General features: G+C 37.4%; 21 protein-coding genes. 11 read left to right on the top strand and 10 right to left on the bottom strand.

Annotated elements, in window-relative coordinates; genetic code table 11:
- Nucleotides 1–2: 2 nt before the first annotated feature.
- The 3 genes from CHB68_RS08560 (at nt 3) to CHB68_RS08550 (ending at nt 3,885) form a co-directional block, all read left to right on the top strand.
- Complete coding sequence (locus CHB68_RS08560; protein ID WP_089260421.1) at nt 3–932, top strand: 2-hydroxyacid dehydrogenase; 930 nt, start codon at nt 3–5, stop codon at nt 930–932.
- 97 nt (nt 933–1,029) lie between these two features.
- Complete coding sequence (locus tag CHB68_RS08555; protein ID WP_089260420.1) at nt 1,030–2,541, top strand: DEAD/DEAH box helicase; 1,512 nt, start codon at nt 1,030–1,032, stop codon at nt 2,539–2,541.
- A gap of 105 nt (nt 2,542–2,646) precedes the next feature.
- Complete coding sequence (locus tag CHB68_RS08550; RefSeq protein ID WP_245838887.1) at nt 2,647–3,885, top strand: glycosyltransferase; 1,239 nt, start codon at nt 2,647–2,649, stop codon at nt 3,883–3,885.
- 291 nt (nt 3,886–4,176) lie between these two features.
- Here the strand turns inward: CHB68_RS08550 and CHB68_RS08545 are convergent, their stop codons facing one another.
- The 3 genes from CHB68_RS08545 to CHB68_RS08535 form a co-directional block, all read right to left on the bottom strand.
- Nucleotides 4,177–4,968: a GLPGLI family protein gene (locus CHB68_RS08545; RefSeq protein ID WP_089260419.1), complete on the bottom strand. Its 792-nt coding sequence runs from the start codon at nt 4,966–4,968 to the stop codon at nt 4,177–4,179.
- A gap of 376 nt (nt 4,969–5,344) precedes the next feature.
- Nucleotides 5,345–5,674 (bottom strand): DMT family transporter, encoded by a 330-nt coding sequence (locus tag CHB68_RS08540; RefSeq protein ID WP_089260418.1) that lies wholly within the window; start codon nt 5,672–5,674, stop codon nt 5,345–5,347.
- Nucleotides 5,675–5,852: 178 nt separating this feature from the next.
- Nucleotides 5,853–7,025 carry a metallophosphoesterase gene (locus CHB68_RS08535; RefSeq protein WP_089260417.1) on the bottom strand — a complete coding sequence of 391 codons (1,173 nt, stop codon included), beginning with the start codon at nt 7,023–7,025 and terminating at the stop codon, nt 5,853–5,855.
- Nucleotides 7,026–7,244: 219 nt separating this feature from the next.
- On the opposite strand from CHB68_RS08535, the gene CHB68_RS08530 reads away from it, so the two are divergent.
- Together CHB68_RS08530 and CHB68_RS08525 are read left to right on the top strand one after the other, a co-directional pair.
- The gene (locus CHB68_RS08530) at nt 7,245–8,060 is read left to right on the top strand and encodes a sensor histidine kinase (protein WP_089260416.1); all 816 of its coding nucleotides are present in this window, start codon (nt 7,245–7,247) and stop codon (nt 8,058–8,060) included.
- Nucleotides 8,060–8,755, top strand: a complete 696-nt coding sequence (locus CHB68_RS08525) for a LytR/AlgR family response regulator transcription factor (protein WP_317043814.1) — start codon at nt 8,060–8,062, stop codon at nt 8,753–8,755. The genes CHB68_RS08530 and CHB68_RS08525 overlap by 1 nt, the downstream gene beginning before the upstream one ends.
- Before the next feature lie 36 nt (nt 8,756–8,791).
- On the opposite strand, the gene CHB68_RS08520 is transcribed toward CHB68_RS08525, so the two are convergent.
- The 4 genes from CHB68_RS08520 to CHB68_RS08505 form a co-directional block, all read right to left on the bottom strand.
- Nucleotides 8,792–9,643: an SDR family oxidoreductase gene (locus CHB68_RS08520; RefSeq protein ID WP_089260414.1), complete on the bottom strand. Its 852-nt coding sequence runs from the start codon at nt 9,641–9,643 to the stop codon at nt 8,792–8,794.
- Nucleotides 9,640–9,945: a hypothetical protein gene (locus CHB68_RS08515; RefSeq protein ID WP_089260413.1), complete on the bottom strand. Its 306-nt coding sequence runs from the start codon at nt 9,943–9,945 to the stop codon at nt 9,640–9,642. The genes CHB68_RS08520 and CHB68_RS08515 overlap by 4 nt, the downstream gene beginning before the upstream one ends.
- 91 nt (nt 9,946–10,036) lie before the next feature.
- Nucleotides 10,037–10,798, bottom strand: a complete 762-nt coding sequence (locus CHB68_RS08510; protein ID WP_089260412.1) for an SDR family NAD(P)-dependent oxidoreductase — start codon at nt 10,796–10,798, stop codon at nt 10,037–10,039.
- 68 nt (nt 10,799–10,866) lie between these two features.
- The gene (locus tag CHB68_RS08505) at nt 10,867–11,595 is read right to left on the bottom strand and encodes a phosphatase PAP2 family protein (protein ID WP_089260411.1); all 729 of its coding nucleotides are present in this window, start codon (nt 11,593–11,595) and stop codon (nt 10,867–10,869) included.
- A 181-nt stretch (nt 11,596–11,776) separates the two neighbouring features.
- Between CHB68_RS08505 and CHB68_RS08500 the strand changes: the two genes are divergently transcribed.
- A complete protein-coding gene (locus CHB68_RS08500; protein ID WP_089260410.1) occupies nt 11,777–12,619 on the top strand; it encodes a 1,4-dihydroxy-2-naphthoyl-CoA synthase in 843 nt (280 codons plus the stop codon).
- Between the two features lie 470 nt (nt 12,620–13,089).
- Here the strand turns inward: CHB68_RS08500 and CHB68_RS08495 are convergent, their stop codons facing one another.
- Nucleotides 13,090–14,421 (bottom strand): serine hydrolase domain-containing protein, encoded by a 1,332-nt coding sequence (locus tag CHB68_RS08495; RefSeq protein ID WP_089260409.1) that lies wholly within the window; start codon nt 14,419–14,421, stop codon nt 13,090–13,092.
- Between the two features lie 42 nt (nt 14,422–14,463).
- On the opposite strand from CHB68_RS08495, the gene CHB68_RS08490 reads away from it, so the two are divergent.
- A complete protein-coding gene (locus tag CHB68_RS08490; protein WP_089260408.1) occupies nt 14,464–15,339 on the top strand; it encodes a pirin family protein in 876 nt (291 codons plus the stop codon).
- On the opposite strand, the gene CHB68_RS08485 is transcribed toward CHB68_RS08490, so the two are convergent.
- Complete coding sequence (locus CHB68_RS08485; RefSeq protein ID WP_089260407.1) at nt 15,334–15,735, bottom strand: DUF2452 domain-containing protein; 402 nt, start codon at nt 15,733–15,735, stop codon at nt 15,334–15,336. The genes CHB68_RS08490 and CHB68_RS08485 overlap by 6 nt on opposite strands.
- Nucleotides 15,736–15,840: 105 nt before the next feature.
- Between CHB68_RS08485 and CHB68_RS08480 the strand changes: the two genes are divergently transcribed.
- The 4 genes from CHB68_RS08480 to CHB68_RS08465 are packed head-to-tail and all read left to right on the top strand — an operon-like array spanning nt 15,841 to nt 19,951.
- On the top strand, nt 15,841–17,352 hold the full coding sequence (locus CHB68_RS08480; RefSeq protein WP_089260406.1) for an FG-GAP repeat domain-containing protein: 1,512 nt from the start codon (nt 15,841–15,843) through the stop codon (nt 17,350–17,352).
- A 5-nt stretch (nt 17,353–17,357) separates the two neighbouring features.
- A complete protein-coding gene (locus CHB68_RS08475) occupies nt 17,358–17,780 on the top strand; it encodes a 3D domain-containing protein (protein WP_245838885.1) in 423 nt (140 codons plus the stop codon).
- On the top strand, nt 17,777–18,436 hold the full coding sequence (locus CHB68_RS08470; RefSeq protein WP_089260405.1) for a peptidoglycan recognition protein family protein: 660 nt from the start codon (nt 17,777–17,779) through the stop codon (nt 18,434–18,436). Before CHB68_RS08475 ends, CHB68_RS08470 begins: the two co-directional genes overlap by 4 nt.
- Nucleotides 18,437–18,487: 51 nt before the next feature.
- Nucleotides 18,488–19,951, top strand: a complete 1,464-nt coding sequence (locus CHB68_RS08465; RefSeq protein ID WP_089260404.1) for a M14 family metallopeptidase — start codon at nt 18,488–18,490, stop codon at nt 19,949–19,951.
- A gap of 75 nt (nt 19,952–20,026) precedes the next feature.
- On the opposite strand, the gene CHB68_RS08460 is transcribed toward CHB68_RS08465, so the two are convergent.
- Nucleotides 20,027–20,848: an OmpA/MotB family protein gene (locus CHB68_RS08460; RefSeq protein ID WP_089260403.1), complete on the bottom strand. Its 822-nt coding sequence runs from the start codon at nt 20,846–20,848 to the stop codon at nt 20,027–20,029.
- Nucleotides 20,849–20,897 lie beyond the last annotated feature (49 nt).

Genomic DNA, 20,897 nt, shown 5'->3' with positions numbered 1-20,897 from the left:
ATATGGCAATAGTTATCATTCGTCAAGACCAAAAAATAGCACTTTGGAAGAATGCTCTCCTTAAAGCGGACAGTTCGTTAAAAGTGTATAGCTATCTGGAAGAGCATCCTAAGGAGGAAATTACTATGGCGGTCATCTGGAAGCATCCTGCCGGTTCGCTTAAAGGTTATCCTAACTTAAAATGTATAGCCTCTGCCGGTGCAGGGGTAGATTATATATTTGAGGATCCAACACGTCCACGGTACATTCCAATTACCCGTATCGTTGACCCCTTATTGGCCAGTGATATGTCTGAACATGTGCTTGCGGTAATTTTGGCGCACATTAAAAATTTAAATCTTTACAAACAGCAACAAGTGGCCAATTTGTGGCAGCCCGTGGAGTATACACGGATCAAGGATACCACCGTAGGTATTTTAGGTCTTGGGGAACTAGGGGCACTAACCGCAAAGGATTTGGCCAAAGTAGGATTTAAGGTCCAAGGTTGGAGCAGGGGCAGGAAAACTATTGACCATGTGACCACTTATGCCGGGAAAGACGAACTCAACGTTTTCCTCACTTCTACACAACTATTGGTATGCTTGTTACCATTGACTCCGGAAACGGAAGGTTTTTTAAACAAATCGCTCTTGGAACAACTTCCCAAAGGAGCCTATCTTATCAATGTGGCACGTGGCGGACATTTGGTTGATGGAGACCTATTAATGCTATTGGATAACGGACATTTATCCGGTGCGTGCCTAGATGTTTACCATAAAGAACCCTTACCAACGGCACATCCTTTCTGGAACCATAAAAAGGTTCATATGACCCCGCATTATGCAAGTGTGTCAGATACAGATTCCGTAGTCCCTCAACTGATAGAGAACTATTATCGATTGGAAAACGGGGAGGAGCTAAAAAACAAGATAGATATGGACAAGGGCTATTAATATTTCTTAATTCAGGATTTATATTTCTTTTACCCATAAAAATCACATAATTTTATAAGGTTTTTGCATTATTAACCTATTAACGCCTACAACCCTTTTGAAGCTACAAAAAGAAACTACGGAAAAAACCTTGTACGATTATCAAGAGGACGATCTAAATAGCATTTTTAAGTTTTTAGACGAGAACAAGGATAATTCCAACTTATTATATCAATTGCCCACGGGCGGAGGTAAGACCGTCGTGTTTTCGGAGATTGCCAAAAGATATATAGAGAAAACCAAAAAAAAGGTCATTGTTCTTACACACCGTATTGAACTGAGCCTACAGACCTCTAGAATGCTAAAAGGTTTTGGTGTCAAGAACAAAATTATTAACAGTGAAGTCAAGGAATGGCAGGACCAGAACGAATACATGTGTTTTGTGGCCATGGTAGAAACCTTGAACAATAGGCTACAGGAAGAAAAAATTGAAATCAATAATATTGGACTGGTCATCATAGATGAGGCCCACTACAATTCGTTTAGAAAACTGTTTAAATATTTTGAGGAAAGTGTAATCATTGGGGTTACCGCCACACCGCTTAGCTCAAATATTAAATTGCCCATGAAGGACAACTATAAGAAGTTGATCGTTGGGGAGTCCATAGAATCCTTGATTCAGAAAAAGTTTCTGGCCAAGGCCAATATGTATAATTACGATGTAAGCCTCCAGACCCTTAAATTAGGTATTAGTGGTGACTATACCGTGAAATCATCAGATGAGCTTTATGGGAATCATAATATGCTGAACAAACTGGTATCGGCTTATAATGATATTGCAAAAGGTACAAAGACATTGATATTCAACAACGGTATCAATACCTCTAGATATGTTTGCGAAACGTTTAAAAAGGCTGGGTATAACATTAGGCATTTGGACAACAAGAACAGTGCCAGCGAACGTCGTGAAATTCTACAATGGTTCAAAGAAACACCGGACGCCATTTTAACCTCCGTGAGTATCCTGACCACTGGTTTTGACGAACCTAGCGTAGAAACCATCATACTGAACAGGGCCACAAGATCGTTGACACTGTATTTTCAGATGATCGGTCGTGGTTCGCGCTATTTACCCAACAAAGAGGAGTTCAACGTTATTGATATGGGTAACAATGTGGCCCGTTTTGGATTGTGGAATGCCGGGATAGATTGGCAGGAAATATTTCATTTTCCGGATTTTTATTTGGAGAACATCAAGAACGATGAAGAGATTGAACGTGAGTTCGTATATGAAATGCCGGCGGATCTACGGGCGGAGTTTGCCAAATCGACAGATATAGATTTTGACATCAAGGCAGAATACAAAAAGAGTTTTGCCAACGGTGAAAAATCTAAATTGGTATTAGAGAAAAGTATTGAACAGCACGCAAAAATTTGTGTAGAAAATTCTGAGGATGTTTTCGATGCACGTATTCTTGCGAAAAAGCTCAAAGAGGAAATCAAATACCGTGTTCGTCAGTATTCATACTGCATCATGAACAATACCAAGAATTATAAAGAGTGGCTAGAGGAAGATTATGAGCGTAAATTACGTTCAAAAATCTCCAAAAAGTTTGCCGCTAAAATGTAGTATTTGATTATCGTCATTGTTAACTGTAAATTGCTATTTGATTATTGTTTCACGTATTTTGTATTTCTTAAAAAGCACGCATAATCAATTCGAAAAATCAGCTCCTTGAATCATTCTAAATCTTTACTCGTAATTGCCCTTGTATGGCCGGAACCTGCTTCTACGGCAGCGGGAGTGCGTATGATGCAATTATTAGATGTATTTAAACGGGACGGATATTCAATTACCATTGCTTCGGCCGCATCTACGTCTGAACATTCGGCAGATTTAGAGTCCTGCGGATATAAAACAAAGGCTATACAAATGAACGATAGTTCATTTGATGCTTTTGTGGCGGAATTGAATCCCGATGCGGTGTTGTTCGACAGATTTTTGACCGAAGAACAATTTGGATGGCGTGTGGCGGAACAGTGCCCTAATGCATTGCGAATTCTAGATACCGAAGACTTACATTCACTGCGTCATGTACGGGAAACCTGTTTTAAAAAGGGAGTTGAGTTTACGACTGATGCCTGGTTACAGGACGATAAAACGAAACGGGAAATTGCAAGTATATATCGGTGCGACCTTTCGTTGATTATTTCTAGCTATGAGTTAGAATTGTTGACCGAGGTCATTAAAATAGATAAAAGTCTACTTTTTTTACTCCCTTTTATGTTACCTGAGATTCCGGAAGATAAAGAATGGAAAACCTTTGATCAGCGAACGGATTTCCTTTTTATTGGTGGCGGAAAACATGCTCCCAATATAGATGCAGTTAAATGTCTTAAACATACTATTTGGCCTTTGTTGCGAGAACGATTACCAGAAGCAAAACTGCATATTTATGGCGCTTATTTACCCCAACAAGTTGTAGAAATGGACAACCAAAAAGAAAGGTTTTTCGTAAAGGGTAGGGCTGCCGATGTCAATCAGGTAATGGCTGCTGCTAAGGTATGTTTGGCACCCTTACGTTTTGGAGCGGGAATAAAAGGAAAATTAGTAGCCGCTATGGCAAATGGTACGCCAAGTGTAACGACTACCATTGGTGCCGAAGGCATGTACGGAATTTTGGAATGGAACGGCTATATTGAAAATGACCATACCGCATTTGTAGAAGCAGCAGTACGTTTATATACCGTGCCCACTGCTTGGAATAAAGCACAAGAACAGGGCAAGACCCTTATAAACACTTTATATTCAGAGACGAGCCAAGCACATTTACTACTACAGAAAGTAACGGAACTCCAAACAGGTTTACAACATCATCGAACACAAAATTTTATCGGTGGCCTTTTACAGCACCAGACCATGAGCGCAACAAAGTTTATGGGCAAATGGATAGAAGAGAAGAATAAGGGGTGATTGTTGGGGGTTGGTTATCGTCAAGGCTAAGGGTAGTGAGGAGGCAAGGAAACTTTTCGCTTCCGCCTGCCTGCGGAAGGCAAGTCTGAGCACGAAACTAAAGCTTTTGGTTTTATTTTTATTTTTTTTGTACAAAGCTAAATCAATAAGATTTATCAACTTCATAAATATACAAAGACCTTCGGGTTAAGCCTTAAAGTCCGCATTACGTTTAAGCTATGTCGTAATACGTTCTAATTTGATGAATTTAAAAGAACTGTTAGTTGTCTCTAGTTTTTGAATTAGTATAATTTATCTATTAGCATTTAATTTTTTAATATGTGAAATGTATTCTTTTTCAGACATCCATTTAGTACCATTTGGTCTTTCCAAAATAATTTTTTCTTCAGGACTAATTTCAATGTTGGTAACTATATAAGTAACTTTTCCTTTTTCAAGCTCCATCGTTAATTCCATGGTTAAACCTGGTAACCCATTAAATGATTGAATACCAAAGGGCAAAGGTATTTCTGGAGTATACCAAGCAACAACGGGACTTATATGATTTAATGAACCTATTTGCTCAGAATCTATAATTGCGGTTGCCTTATAACACATATATTTCCCTATCATTTTAGTAACATTTGTTAAGTTCCATTCAACTTTATCAAGATTTACTAAAACGTCCTTGGTCCAAAAGCTTTGATAAAAATGTTCTTGAGTTTGTAAATTGGTGAAATATTTACGATCGTGACTTGCAGCAAGTCCCGTTTCATTCATTGTAAATCCCATTTTTCTCTTTGTTTCTAAATCATACTCAGCTTGATATAGTGCCTTATCTGAATCAAATAGGAGATGAAAATTTATAGGAATTGGATTGGACTTATCTAAACCAGTGAAAGAATCTAAAGAATTTATCATGTTATCCCATTCCAATTTATTATAATCGGATAATGTGGCTTGATAAGTGATTTTGCCTTTTAGTTCTTGAGAAATACTTGAATGAAAATTGAAGACCAAAAGTAGCAGTACAATAAACTCTTTAATGCTGAAATAATGAAGTATTTTAGAATTTACAATTAATGGATTTAAAATATTCTTCATAATTTATAATTTATAATACCAAGCTAATTTTTATCTGGAAGTTATAATAGAGCAAATGAGTGAATATACCATTTGACTTGGTAAACTGGCATTTGTTCAAGATCAATCAAAATTTTAACTGACTTTTAAAATAAGTATAATTTTTTGTGCAAATTTAACTTGTGCACTAAACAAATTAATGGTGTTTCTATATGTGGTTAATGCTTTACATTGAATAGCAAAAAGGAGTTTCAATACTTCGGCAAGTTCATTGAGCTCCTTTTAAAGGTTAATTACAAGGACCACTTTTTAGTGTTGGTCAAGTATCTAGTTCGCTGTTTTATGAGAAGTAATTAACCAATAATGAGAATAACAGGTAAGAAATATAGGATGATAACTAAGAATGCGAAACCAACTTAAGCCCAATAATTGAGCTTATTAATGTCACGATAAAAAAGATTCTCCAAAAGCTTGCCGGTTCTTTAAACACTATAATACCCAATAACACCGTGCCTACCGCACCAATACCTGTCCATACGGCATAGGCAGTACCTAACGGCAAGCTTTCCGTTGCTTTTATCAGTAAGGTCATACTTGCCAACAAACAAACCAAAAAACCGCCGTACCACATATACATTTCGTTTCCGGTGGCTAATTTTGCTTTCCCTAAACAAAAGGCGAATGCTACTTCAAATAGGCCTGCAATAATTAAGATAATCCAGTTCATTCATCAAATAATTATACAGCAAAGGTCGAAATTACAATGGATTAAAAAATTTAAAACGTTTAAAAAATGCTTTAATCTTTACGTAACAAATGAAGTACGTTATAATCACAGTAATATGCTCAATATAAGGAGTACAAGTAGCCACATGATAGTAGTATTTTTAAATGAGATATTCGTTTTAAAGTTCTTTTCTAGTTCCGTCAGCCAAAGCTCTTGCGTAAGTGTCCTTATGAATATATAGGCCTTCAGAACTTTTAGAGGGCCAGTTTTTATTATAATCTTTAGGGTGTTTTACATCTATGGCCAAAACCTTTCCTTCAAAATATTTTTTTGGTTTCCATTGAATCGTATGTCCTACTACAATAGCTTTTCCACCAAATTTTCGAATGCCTTTTTCAACTTCTTCCTGCGATATAGCATCTTTAAAATAACCGCGATACCAACATATTCCCGTCTTACTTGAAATTATTAATTGCGCAATATTTTCTTCGGGTTTTGGAAAGTAAGATTTCCGGTAGTACGCACGATTAATAGTATTTACCTGCTCGATAGTTATATCATGATTAGCGATTTCTGGATCTATACCACCATGTGCGAACAATACGCCATTAATACGTTCTAAGGTATTTTTACTTGCCATCCACCTACCTAAAAATGATTGTTTATTGTACAAATCGTGGTGCTGCTTGCCTAATATAGAGGCAACTCCGTAATACTTATATGATGCCGATTTATACTTACCCTGTAAATTGTACAGCTCATGATTACCTAAAATAAAATGAACGTTGCCACCTTGTTTTTTAGCATCCTGTTCTAGCTTATAAATGAACCATAATACTTGAGTGGTCGAAAACCCACGGTCTACAAAATCACCAACTAAAACCAGATGCCCTTTGCCGAAAGTCCAATCTAATTGACTATTGATCACCTTATTTTGAATAAGAAAATCACGAAAGGTCTTGTATCCGCTTTCTATATCTGAAATTGCCAAAATGGGTTCATCATCAGAATAAGTACTTTGTGGGATTTCAAATTCCGATTTTATAGTGAACCGAAACGTGGTTGAATCCAATGGGAAAAAACAACTTGCATTTATTTCTTGAGTTACTGCGTATTGTTGCTCATCCAAATAAAAACCATCATTCTTGTTTCCTTTTATATAGTTGACGGCCATTGTACTGTCATTCTCATAGAATACATAAGGCCCTTCTTTATCTAGATGCGTACTTTGTGAATTGGTGCCGTAACCAATACTACCGTGCATAGATATGACGACAATGATACCGATTACCAATACTATAAAAATGGTTGCGAAAATGTGTTTAAAATAGCGGAGAATTTGTTTTTTCATGTGGATTGATTTAATAACTGTTCGTTTTTTGATGATGACAAAGATGAAGGGACAAACCTGTATACTTAAATTTTTGTGATGAGTAGTCGCATTTGAGGGACACATAAAAGAATTGGTTCGTAAAGTTCATTAATAGCATGCTCAATGATGTATGTCCTTCAAAGAAGTACGTTCATCACAATTACTAGTCGACCTTATAGATTCTATTACTTTTGTACTATGATTTCGATACTTAAAAAAAGGAATTGGCTTGCTGTAAAGATTATTGCACTTGTTTCTATCGCCATCCCATTAGGGATTATGGCCTATGAGTTTATTATTCTCGGTAATGAATCTGTTGTATTTTTAGAAGATTACCCAATTGCCATCGGTATTCTAATTATTATATATTACACCATTCTTTTAGTACTAGGCATACTTTGGATACTTTCTCAATTATCGTCTTTATTAACCTTACGTAATGAGACCAAAAAGAATGAAATCATGCATTTACAACAACAGGTAAATCCACATTTTTTCTTCAATATGCTCAACAATATATATGGATTGGTAGATAAAGATGCCGAAAAGACCAAGAAGTTAATTCTTAAGCTGTCTGAACTTATGCGGTATAGTATCTATGAAGGGGAACGGACTACGGTTACGTTAGACGAAGAGGCCACTTATATTCAAAATTTTATCGATTTACAAAAAATTAGATATCATAAGCCCATCGACATTCAATTTAAGACAGCTATTAAAGTAAATGCTAGTATTATGCCCTTGTTATTCATAATTCTGGTAGAAAACGCATTTAAGCATGGTGTTGAGAATTTAACCGAACATGGGTATGTTCATATTAACCTTACAGGTAATGCACAAAGAGTGGTTTTTGAAATTGAAAATAACTTTGATGCTAAAAATACATCAACAAAAGAGGGGATAGGTCTAAAGAATTTGAAACGAAGGTTATATTTGGTGTATCCTAAGAAGCATAATTTTTCAATTACTTCAACAAACGGTATCTATAACGCTAAACTTGAATTACTCTTATAATGCGGTACTTAATTATAGACGATGAGCCCATTGCACATGAAATTATTAAAGAATATTGTGACCTATTACCGCATATGGAACTCATGAAGAATTGTTATGATGCGTTAGAGGCGCTAGACTATTTACGTGAGCATACGGTAGACTTGCTTTTTTTAGATTTGAACATGCCCAAATTGAAAGGTTTTGAATTTTTAAAAACTTTGAGCGAGCCACCACATGTTATTGTTACGACCGCATATCAAGAACATGCTCTTGAAGGGTATGAATTAAACATTACCGATTATTTATTAAAACCGTTCAGTTTTCAGCGATTTTTAAAGGCGGTGAACAAAGTGGCATTGTCGCCCACGGCTAGAACAACTAGCAATTCACTTCATACATCATTAAAAAATAGCATATTTCTGTATAGTGATAAGAAACATGTGCACGTTAAACTTGCAGACCTTTTATATGTTGAGGCCGCGGGCAATTATGCGAAAGTAGTTTTAACAGGGAGCACCATAGTAATTAGAGAAAAAATATCTGATGTTCTGGAACTGCTCCCTTCAAGCCAGTTTATACAAGTACATAAATCTTTTATAATATCTAAGAATCATTTACAAACGATTGAAGGAAACAGAATACGTATAAATGACATAATGATCCCCATTGGGAAACATTATAAAGACAATTTAAAGACTAGTCTAAAATTGTGACTATTGCATTTATAATCGCAAAATCATTCCTAATTTTTAATTATTATTTTTAAAATTTGCAATCATTTCAAATAGAGATTTAGGAGCCCTGCCCGTTGCTTTTTCATAGTCGGACGGTACATCATTAGCTCCAGCTTTTATCCCTTCATAAATACCCGCAATTACAGTTCCTATAAAATCACCTAATGCGGCTTTTCTATCTGTAGCATAACTGTCTACCGATACCGAATTGTAGATAAGGTTAGTGCCATATACCTTATTGATATTTTCTGCCAACTCGCCTTGCGTTACAGGTTCACCAACCAAGTTGTATACTCGACCATTATGTTTATCTTCAATTAATAATTTGGCGTAGGCATATCCTAATTCTTCTCTGCTAGTGTAGGTGCATTTTCCTTGTCCGGCACAGTTCTCTATCTTTCCTTCTTTAATATACGTATCCAAATACTCTAGATCAGGCTCAATATAGATTCCATTTCTACCAATTACCCATTGCAGTCCAGATACTTGGACGTCTTTTTCTGTTTGTCTGTTGCTTTGAACTATCGGGCTAAAAGCGTTTTTATCTTCATCACCAACAATGCTCGTATATACTATTTTTTTAACGCCATTTTGTTTTGCAGCTTCTATGACATTTCTATGTTGTTGGATTCTTTTTTGTGGTTCGTCCATTCCCGAAACCAAAAGAACGGCGTCTACGCCTTGTAATGCTGAATCAAAATCTTCACGATTATTATAATCTCCTTTTCTGACTTCTACCCCTAAATAGGTGGCCTTCTCTACAGTTCTGGCAATACCTATTACATTTTCTTTTCCTATTAAGTTAATTAAGTGTTTTACAATAGACGCACCTAATTTTCCACTGGCTGATGTTACTGCTATTTTCATGTTAGAAATTGTTTGATAATCTTAATTTTTGCAACTCTTGTTCTAATGCTCCTGATTTTGCTTTGAACTTTTCCATAACCTTCTTTAATTGACCTATTTTTAAAGGATATTCCTTTAAAAATAGTGTGTTTTCCTGTTCCTTTGGTAACGATAAATAAGGCGAAAAAATGAATTCTATGGGATAGGTTAGGGTCGTGGTCTGCCATCTCAGGAATTCTTGCGAATAACTCCGTTAGAACCAAAAACTCAAAATCTCTTGAACCATAAGGACCTTGAAACGATATATTGAAAATTTCTTTCAACTAAAAATGTTCATTTGTCTAAAACTTGTGTCAAGTTTAATACTATGATTACAAAATCTTATGGCGGAATTATAGTTTATTGAATAGAAAATTACAACATGATACCACCAGAGGCCTCTATGCGTTGTCCGTTGATCCAACGGCCATCTTCGGTGCATAGAAATGCTACAATACCACCAATATCCTCTGGTTCTCCAACGCGGCCCAATGCAGTATTCTGACTAATTAAGGCCCGCTTTTTATCGTTCTCCTTATTTTCGCCACCGCCAAAGTCTGTGGCCACAGCACCTGGAGCAACAACATTGGCCCTGATTTTTCTATTGCTTAATTCTTTTGCCAAGTATCTTGTAAATACATCGACCGCACCTTTCATACTGGCATATGCAGACGAGCCAGGCAATGAAAAACGTGCCAATCCTGAAGAAATATTTATGATTCCCCCGCCATCGGTCAACAAGGGTACGGCATGCTGGGTAAGGAAATATACACCCTTTATATGAATGTTCATCATCTCATCAAAATCACTTTCGGTGGTATCCAAAAATGGCTTATAGATACCCGTTCCCGCATTATTGATCAAGTAATCGAACGTATTTTGCTGGAACGTATCCTTTAGGTGCGTAGATATGTTCTTGAAGAAAGTGTCAAATTCCGCTACTTTGCGCGTATCCAATTGTAAGGCTATTGCTTTTTGCCCCATATCTTCAATAGAACGCACCGTATCTTTTGCGGCATCTTCATTGGAATGGAAGGTAAGTATGACATCCAAACCTTTTTCCGCAATGCGCAGTGCCATTTCTTTTCCCAACCCTCTACTACCTCCTGTTACCAATGCTATTTTTCGCTTTTCCATGTTTCAATAGTTTATGGTATCAAAGTTAAAAATAGTTATCAAATATGCCCTCTCCCGGATTATGGATTTCAGGTCTTTGGATCTCTTCTAAACAGCTCGATCAAATCGAAAACTAAAACACAAAAAATTACCCAAATGGCACCGGCTATAAAACCACCGGCAATATCAGATGGAAAATGGACACCTAAATAGATTCTACTGATGCCAATACTTAGAATTATAAGTGCCAAAAGAAACATAAGTAAAACCTTTGCCACTTTTTGTATGTTGAATTTATACATCAAAAACATTAGAAAACCATAAAATGCCATGGCACTCATGGCATGACCACTGGGGTAACTTAATGTTTCTACGGAGACCAAATGTTCAATTCCAGGGCGCGCACGGTCAATAAATCGTTTCAACATCATATTGGAAACTGTTGCCAAACCTAACACTAACGTAGCCTGTACTACGTATTTCCACCGCCTAAAAACCAAAAGTGACAGTAACAAAAAAATTGCAAGAACAATTAAATAACCGTGAAAATCCCCTACATCTGTCATGAATATAAAATATTTTGTCAATGCCGGTGTACGGTATGAAATTATATAATCGGTAATCTGAGTATCATACATGGCCAAGGTCTCGGTCTTTAAGGTATCCGTAAGTTCAATAAACAGGTTTATTCCACCTACTACTAAAATTAAGGCAACGACAACCGTAATGACATACGGTAAGGTTGTATTGTACTGATGTAATTTTTTTTCTAAAAACTCCCGTAGTTTCTTTATAAACGTAAAAAGTGATTGCTTCATAATCAACAATAATAAGACCGTAAACTTAGCGGTATTCGCTTAAATCTAATAGTACAATGCATTGGATAAATGACTCTTTTACGTGTTATTTTGAAATTTTAATAGTTTGGCGATATAGGTATTTTTGGTTGGGTAAGCGCCTAAACCGTATCTTTATACCTTAAAAAACCTGTTATAGACTATGAATTCACCCAATTGGAAAACTGCTATTGAATTTGATGATATTACCTATAAAAAATGTAATGGTGTAGCCCGTATTGCTTTTAACCGACCCAATGTTCGTAATGCGTTTAGACCGCACACTACAAGCGAGCTGATCAAGGCCTTTTATGATGCGCAGGAAGATACGTCAATTGGTGTGGTACTCTTATCTGCGGAAGGACCTTCCACAAAAGACGGAATCTGGTCTTTTTGTAGTGGTGGTGATCAAAAGGCTAGGGGAGAAAAAGGATATGTGGGTGCTGATGGGCAACACCGTCTTAATATTTTAGAAGTACAGCGTATGATCCGTTTTATGCCAAAGGTGGTCATTGCCGTAGTCCCGGGTTGGGCCGTTGGTGGTGGACATAGCCTGCATGTTGTATGTGATATGACATTAGCCAGTAAGGAGCATGCCATATTTAAACAAACCGATGCCGATGTTACCAGTTTTGATGGTGGATATGGCTCTGCTTACCTCGCAAAGATGGTGGGACAAAAAAAGGCACGTGAAATTTTCTTTTTAGGAAGAAACTATTCTGCCCAAGATGCCTTTGAAATGGGTATGGTAAATGCCGTTATACCCCACGATGAATTGGAAGATACCGCTTTTCAGTGGGCCCAAGAAGTATTGGAAAAATCGCCTACCTCAATTAAAATGTTGAAATTCTCCATGAACCTCACAGATGATGGTATGGTAGGCCAGCAAGTATTTGCGGGTGAAGCAACCCGTTTGGCATATATGACGGAAGAGGCCAAAGAAGGTAGGAACGCATTTCTTGAAAAGCGTAAACCTGATTTTGGAAAAGACAATTGGCTACCGTAGGTTGGTTGATGGTTTTCCGTTGATGGTTGTCCGTTGATGGTTGTCCGTTGATGGTTGTCCGTTGATGGTTGTCCGTTGATGGTTGTCCGTTGATGGTCGCTAGTATAAAACGCTTCGCGTTTTTGTACACTTTAAGTGATACATAATACCGAGTACATCATTTATGTATTCAGAAACTGACTACTGCTACTGGAAACTGCTATTGGAAACTGATAACTGGAAACTGCTAATGGAAACTGATAGCAGTAAACTGAATTACCCTAAACTAAAAAGAGTCTAACCATTTGAAGGTCAGACTCTTTTACGAGAACACTATATGAAAATGAAAAAATTTAATTCGTTTTTTATAACACTGTAAATGTAGAAATGATCCTTAGTTTTGTGAAACTATTGTTGCCACATTAGAGGATTCTGTTGTGAAAGGGCTCAAAAATGTGGTTTTGTAGGAAAAAAGCTAAGTTTTTTGTTTTTTATTGAATAGCCAATAAAATTTCGGACAGTAAGGTATTGTATTGTTCATCGGTTTGTTCTTCCAAGCCGGTACGGACCACAACCATATCTTTTGAGGGAATGATAAAAACACGCTGACCTTGAAATCCGTTCGCAGAATATACATTGGTTGGTATATTCGGAAAAATTCCACCGGCATTCAACCAAAAATGTCCACCATATTTACCGTCGGAATTTTGTGTAGGTGTAGTGATATAGTCCACCCACTCCTTTGAAAACAGTTGGTCACCGTTCCAATTACCGTTATGTAAGTACAATAGTCCAAATTTGGCCCAATCTCGCGTAGTGGCCCAAGCGTAAGAAGAGCCAACATAGTTTCCCTCCAAGTCTGTTTCCAGTAACATGGAATGCATTCCAATTCTATCAATAAGTTCTTTGTATGGAAAATCTAAATACGTTTGATGGCTACCAAGCTGATTGCGAAGAATACCCGATAAAAGATTACTGGTGCCCGAGGAATAGTTCCAGATTTCACCAGGTGGGGCAATCATTTCGTTTTTGCGTTGTGCAAGGGTCATATCAGAATCTAAAAACAGCATTTTCGTAACATCCGATATTTTAAAATAATCCTCTTCCCATGCCAATCCGCTTTGCATACGTAGCAAATTGTTAATGGTAATGGCTTTTCTCCCGTCATTTTGCCATTCTTTAATGGGAGCTGGAGCAGTGACATCAATTTGTCCTTGGTATTGCAATATCCCGTATAATGTTGCCAAAACGCTTTTTGTCATGGACCACCCTAGAATTGGAGTATCCTCGGTAATTCCATTAATATACCGTTCACCAATAATCTGGTCTTTATAGACTACCAATAATGTTCTTGTTTTTTCCTCGGGATGTTGAAAGGCATTGTTTAGCGCTATCTCCACCTGATCATAATCAACATTGGGCAATAGGGTATCGGTCAGGCCATTGTTTCCATAGGGAAAAGGTAAGGTATCTTTTTTTGTTTTTCTGTGAGGAACCGTATTGAACGCATGTTGGCTATATTCTTTATTGGTCAATACCGCACCCAATCCTTCTTTATAAAATGCCGTTCTTTCCATTAATCCGTAGACCTTGGCACTGGCCGTATGTTCTTGATCTGAAACCGTTGCATTGGCTAATTTTATCAAGGGCATGTCATGATCATAAAATTGCACATCCTCAGTATTTCTACCGGCTACATACACGCTAGATGCCATATTTTTTGCCGCATAACCAGAAATAAGGTTCAGTTTGGGATAATTAAAATAAGCCAGTACTACGACCCCTACAAGTATAATACCCAGAAGTAATTTTATTTTTCTCATGCGCAACTTTTCATTTTATGTAAATTTATCAAAAGCAAGCGTATGTCTAACATCGGAATAATAATTGAGGAAAGAAGTAGGGATATTGGTGACTTTCTTGTGGGTAGATTGTTACCATTTAGAAAGAAGAGAATGATAGGCCCTTTTATCTTTATAGACCATATGGGCCCTACGCAATTAGGTCCGCACCACTATATGGATGTAGACCAGCATCCACATTATGGCCTATCTACCCTTACTTTTATGCTCGAGGGTGAAATTCTTCATAAAGACAGTTTGGGTACTGAGCAGGTTATAAGTCCCGGTGCAGTAAATTGGATGGTGGCCGGTAGAGGGGCAACACATACGGAACGTACACCGGAAAGCTTACGAAATGGCAATGAATTTATTGCCCACGGTTACCAGATTTGGGTAGCATTGCCTAAGGATAAGGAGCAAATAGCACCTGAGTTCCATCATTTTACAGCGCAGGAATTGCCACAATGGACAGACCATACCGCTTCATTTAAATTGATTGCGGGCTCAGGATATGGGCGTACATCTCCCGTACCGGTACATTCCCCTTTGTTCATGATAGAAATAAAGACCGATGAGCCGTATGAATTGGACACCATGAACAACCTAAGCGGTGAAATTGGTATTTGTATTGTAGACGGAAGTATTGAAGCCTGTGGGGAAGAAATAGGAAAAGGTAACATTCTTGTAGCAAAAGTATCGGACACCTGCAAAACGCGTATTCGTGCAGGTAGCCATATTCTTTTATTTGGTGGGGAACCTTTCCCGGAAGAGCGCCATATATTTTGGAACTTTGTTTCCTATGATAAGGCCAACCTAGAGAAAATTAAGAAACAATGGGCACAAAGATCGTTCCCTATGATGAAAGGTGAGCAAAGTTATATTCCATTGCCCGGTCTATAGTTTCTCCCAAATCTTATCGGCCGTTAGCCTAAAGTTGCCCAAATGGTCAAAATTACACTCGTGCGGTTGAATTAAGGATAAAAATGTACTCTCATCCTTAGATTTATATAGGTGGTAGGTTTTTCCCACTATAGGTTCAAAATTGAACTTTGCACTATAGACCAAATTATTGTATTCATACTTTTCCATTAATACCCTATAGGCTTTTTCCAGCTCTTCATATTGTGCCTTAATTTGGTTATTGGCACTGATAATGTGGCTGTTTTTCCATGAAGTTACGTCTGGCGGGGTTATTTTTGGTGCGGAAACACCAGATGCAAATGGCAGTAATTTTCCATGATATTCCTGTGTTTCCTCATTGTAGACTACATAGTCCGGTTTTTTATCTTTTTTCATAGCAGTACAAATTTAAGAAAAGCCTGCATTTATCCCTTGTTAGATTATTAGGGTATAGGTATCTTCCATTCTTAATTGAACCTTTAGGTAACATATTCCTTTCTAATGATCCTTAAAAAAACACTTTTCTTTCTATTTTTTGCTGCCCTGTTTTCATGCAACACAGAAAACAAACCTAAGGAAGTGGTATTATATGAAAACTATTGTGCCAGCTGTCATATGGCACCAGATATTCAAGATTTACCAAAACATATTTGGGAGGATAACGTACTACCGGCTATGGCTGCGCGTATGGGTATTATTACCCAAGAAAACCATCCTTATTATAAACTTCCGTTCAATGAACAATCTGCCATTATTAAAACAGGTATTTATCCTTATCAACCTATAATCGATTTAAAGGACTGGGAACTTTTAAAGAATTATATTATTGAGCTTGCTCCGGAAAATTTGCCTTCAAGATCAGATACTATCCATAGTGTACCCCTTACGCAGTTCAATGAACAACCGGTTACTCTGGATAGCGTAAAGGGCAGCTATTTAACATTTTTGGAAGTAGATACATTACGACAACAGATTGTTACGGGTTCTAGGTTTGGTGAGTTAATGACGTATGACCTAAGCACACATACAGCCCAAAATGTCGGATATTTTGATAAGGCTATTACTACGGCCAGATTTGTGGGGGATAGTATTTATGTAACCAATATGGGCGTTATGGATCCTAATGAAATACCTAGGGGACGCACGGTATTAAGACATGGGCAAGCTACGGCTATCTTACAGGATTCCTTACACAGACCGGTGCAGACCGTATATGCAGATTTAGATGATAACGGTACGGAAGAAATTCTACTTTGTGAATTTGGAGACCTTACCGGTAATCTTTCCGTTTTGGTAAAGGACAAATATGGTTTTTATTCCAAGAACATTCTATTGAACCTCCCCGGTGCCTTGCGTGTTGTTGTAAGGGATATGGATAAGGATGGCAAGGATGATTTAGTGGTATTGATGGCACAAGGTGATGAAGCAATGTATATATTTTATCAGCAGGAAGCCTTACAATTTAAAGCGGAAAAGATAATTACGTTTAGTCCCGTATATGGCTCTAGTTGGTTTGAGCTGGTCGATTTTAACGGGGACGGTTTTGATGACATTATTACCGTTAACGGGGATAATGCGGATAAGTCATTTGTTAGCAAACCGTATCACGGCATGCGCATTCATATCAATGATGGAAAAAATAATTTTAAGGAACACTATTTTCATCCTTTAAACGGCGCCACCCGGGTAATTGCAAAAGATTTTGATGAAGACGGGGATATAGATATGGCTCTACTTGCAACATTTCCGGATTATGAAAACTATCCGGATTATAATTTTGTTTATTTGGAAAATATGAACGGTAATAGCATAGCATTTAAGCAGCAACATTTGGCCAATATAGCCTTGGGAAGATGGTTCTTGATGGATGCCGCGGACACAGATGCCGATGGTGATATTGATATTGTACTGAGTGCTATGTCGTTTGGGTTTACCCCGGCAACAGAAACCTTGAACAAGGTTTGGAAAGAAAGCTATACCGATCTGCTAATTCTGGAAAATAAATTACATTAGAGCTTGTGAAGTACAAGGTATTCGTTATATCCATTTTTTTACTCGCTTTGGGATGTAGTCCAAAAGTGGTAGAAAAATATGATTGGATACCTTTAGAGGTCACGGCTACGGCTTATAATTCCTTACCAAACCAGACCTCATACGAGCATCCGGCAATAACTGCGTGGGGAGATTCCATAAAACCAGGTGTAAAATGGATTGCCGTATCTAGGGATTTATTGAAAAAAGGCCTAGCGTATAATACCATGGTGAAAATAGATACTTTGGAAGGTATTTACCTTGTAAAGGATAAAATGCATTCCCGTTGGCGAAACCGCATAGATATCTATATGGACGAAGATGTAAAAAAAGCCAAGGAATGGGGAAAACGAAAAATTACCATTACCTATGCCGTATTAAAGGACACTATTAACAATACCAATCCATGAAACGTCTTTTTATCCTATTAGCCCTATTTCTACTATTTGCATCCTGCTCAACGAGCAAAACCATTTTGGAGCATCCCATTACTTTCAAGGAACAGCGTGAACAACTGACGTTAAATTATTTAAAGGATAGATATGGCCTCGTGCAAGAAACTCCTAAAATAATACCAAGGATGATTGTTTTGCATTGGACGGTAATTCCCACTTTTAAGGAATCATTTGAAGCTTTTGACCCGGAAACATTGCCTAATTGGCGTCCGGATATCAAGGATATAAGTGGGTTGAACGTGTCGTCACAATTTATGGTAGATAGGGACGGTACCATTTATCAACTATTACCGGAAACTATCATGGCACGTCATGTCATTGGCCTTAACCATTGTGCGATAGGTATTGAAAATGTAGGCGGAACAAATGAATTGCCGTTGACCAAGGCCCAACTAAAAGCCAATATATGGCTGGTAGGTTATCTGAAGAAGAAATATGATATTGATTATTTAATAGGCCATTATGAATATACCCGTTTTGAAAATCATCCGTTGTGGCTAGAAAAAGATGAGGGGTACAGGACTATAAAAACCGATCCGGGTGAAGACTTTATGAAAAAAGTGCGCAGAGCGGTCAGGGATTTAGATTTTAAACCTTTGCCGGCACAGTAAAGCAAATCGTATTTTTATCCTATTAATAAATAAGAACAAATAATAAAACATATGAAACAAATAGCACTGGCACTTTTATGCGCATTACCCATGCTAGGTCTTGGTCAATCATCCGCATTGACCACCCAGTTATATGATACCTACGAAAATTATAAAGAGGGTTCAATTGGGAAGAGAAGGATCAAAAGAGCCGATATACAGCCACTAATAGCTACGTATAGTAGCAACCCCAAATTCAAGGTTTCTACCGTGGGCCGATCAATAGGAGGTAAGGAGTTAAGCTTAATTAGTTTGGGTACGGGAGACGTCAATGTTTTTCTTTGGTCACAAATGCATGGTGATGAGCCTACCGCTACACAGGCTATATTCGATATTCTGAATTTTTTTGACAGTAAGGATTTTAAAGAAGAAAAAGAGGCCATTTTATCCAATCTCAGCATCCATTTTTTACCAATGCTAAATCCTGATGGAGCTGAACTTTTTCAACGACGTAATTTGTTGGGCATAGATATAAACCGTGATGCGCTTAGGTTACAATCGCCCGAATCAAAAACCTTAAAAAGGGTTCGGGATAGTCTAGCGGCGGATTTTGGCTTTAACCTTCATGACCAAAGTACCTACTACAATGCCGAAAGGACCGACAAACCGGCAACGATATCCTATTTGGCACCAGCTTACAACTATGAAAAGGATATCAACGAGGTACGTGGCAATGCCATGAAAATAATAGTTTTCATGAATTCCATCCTTCAAAAATATGCTCCGGGACAAGTTGGTCGCTACAATGATGATTTTGAACCACGTGCCTTTGGTGACAATATTCAAAAATGGGGTACAAGTACTATTTTAATAGAATCTGGAGGCTATCCTAACGATACCGAAAAACAGGAAATAAGAAAACTTAACTATGTGTCCATTCTTTCCGCAATATATACCATTGCCAAACAGAACTATAAAGAAATAGCTATAGGGGAATATGAAAAAATTCCGGAAAACGACCGTAAACTCTTCGATTTAAAAATAACCAATGCCAGTTATAACTTAATGGGGAATTCATATAAAATTGATGTAGGCATCCATCAGGTTGAAGTGGATTATGCAGACCATAATTCTTTCTGGTACAGTAGCCGAATTCTTGATCAGGGAGATCTTTCTACCTATTATGGTTATGAAACCTTAGATGCTACCGGTTACACCTTAAAACAAGCTACAGCGTATCCAAAAACCCTAAATACCCTCAACGAGGTACAAAGTTTGGACTTTGGTCAATTATTGAAAGATGGCCACGCTTATGTTCGTATGTCCACGATACCGGCCAAACAACTTAACTCGCCTTTTCCGGTTCATTTAATTGGTGCCAATTATAAAATACCGGAACTTAAACTACAACCAGGTATAAACCCAACCGTTTTTCTGGAAAAAGATGGCCGTTTGGAGTATGCGGTCATTAATGGCTTTTTGGTCAATCTATCACAATCAAATATTGAGGTGCCCAATGGCATGATCTATAAATGATTGCTAAAACAATATTGAATATAAAAAAAGGGATGGTTTAACCATCCCTTTTAAATTTATAACCTAATTAGAAGATTACTCAGCATCTAACAATGCAAAGAACTTATCCAAATTAGGAAGAATAATGATTTTGGTTCTTCTGTTTTTTGCCATATTTTCCTTAGAATTGTTTTCTACCAAAGGCAAATAACTACTTCTACCTGATGCAATTAATTGAGATGGGTCAACACCATATTCCTTCTGTAATTTACGTACGATAGAGGTGGCACGTTTTACACTTAAATCCCAGTTATCCGTAACCATTGGGGTATTGATTGTTCTAGAATCCGTATGGCCTTCAACCATTACTTCCATACTTGGCTCTGATTTAATGACATCTGCCAATTTCTTTAAAATAGAATTTGCCTTACTGCTTACATTGTAACTGGCCGTATTGAACAAAAGTTCATCAGAAATATTGATCATCACTACCGTTTTATCAATACTTACGTTTACATCTTCATCCTCATCTGATATGGATTGTTTTAGCTTATAGGACACCGCCAAGTTCATAGAATCCTGTAGTGTTTTTGCGCCTGCCAATTTTGCCGGGTCTACATTCTTCAACGTATTTCTCATTTTGGCTTTGGTGTTGTTACTCATTACGGTAACATCGTCAACGCTGGTAAATTGGCTATCGTTCATTTCTTTCAATGAATTGATCTTAGCGTTGTACTCTTCTACACGGGCTTCTATTTTTGACATTTGAGCCTCTAATTCTTCTTTTTCAACCTGTGTTTTTTGAAGCGTGCTCTGTGTCTGTGAAAGGTTGTCTTCTAAGGCAACATATTTCTTCTTAGAAACACATGAAGTAAGCAATACTACCGAAAATATAGTAACCAAGGATAATCTTTTCATTTTATATATTTTAAATTAATAATTGTGTAATCGGTTTTATATACGGGGC

Origin of the sequence: Maribacter sedimenticola (genome assembly GCF_900188415.1) — a bacterium.
Lineage (GTDB): Bacteria > Bacteroidota > Bacteroidia > Flavobacteriales > Flavobacteriaceae > Maribacter > Maribacter sedimenticola.
This window is presented reverse-complemented; position numbering and strand designations above follow the sequence as displayed.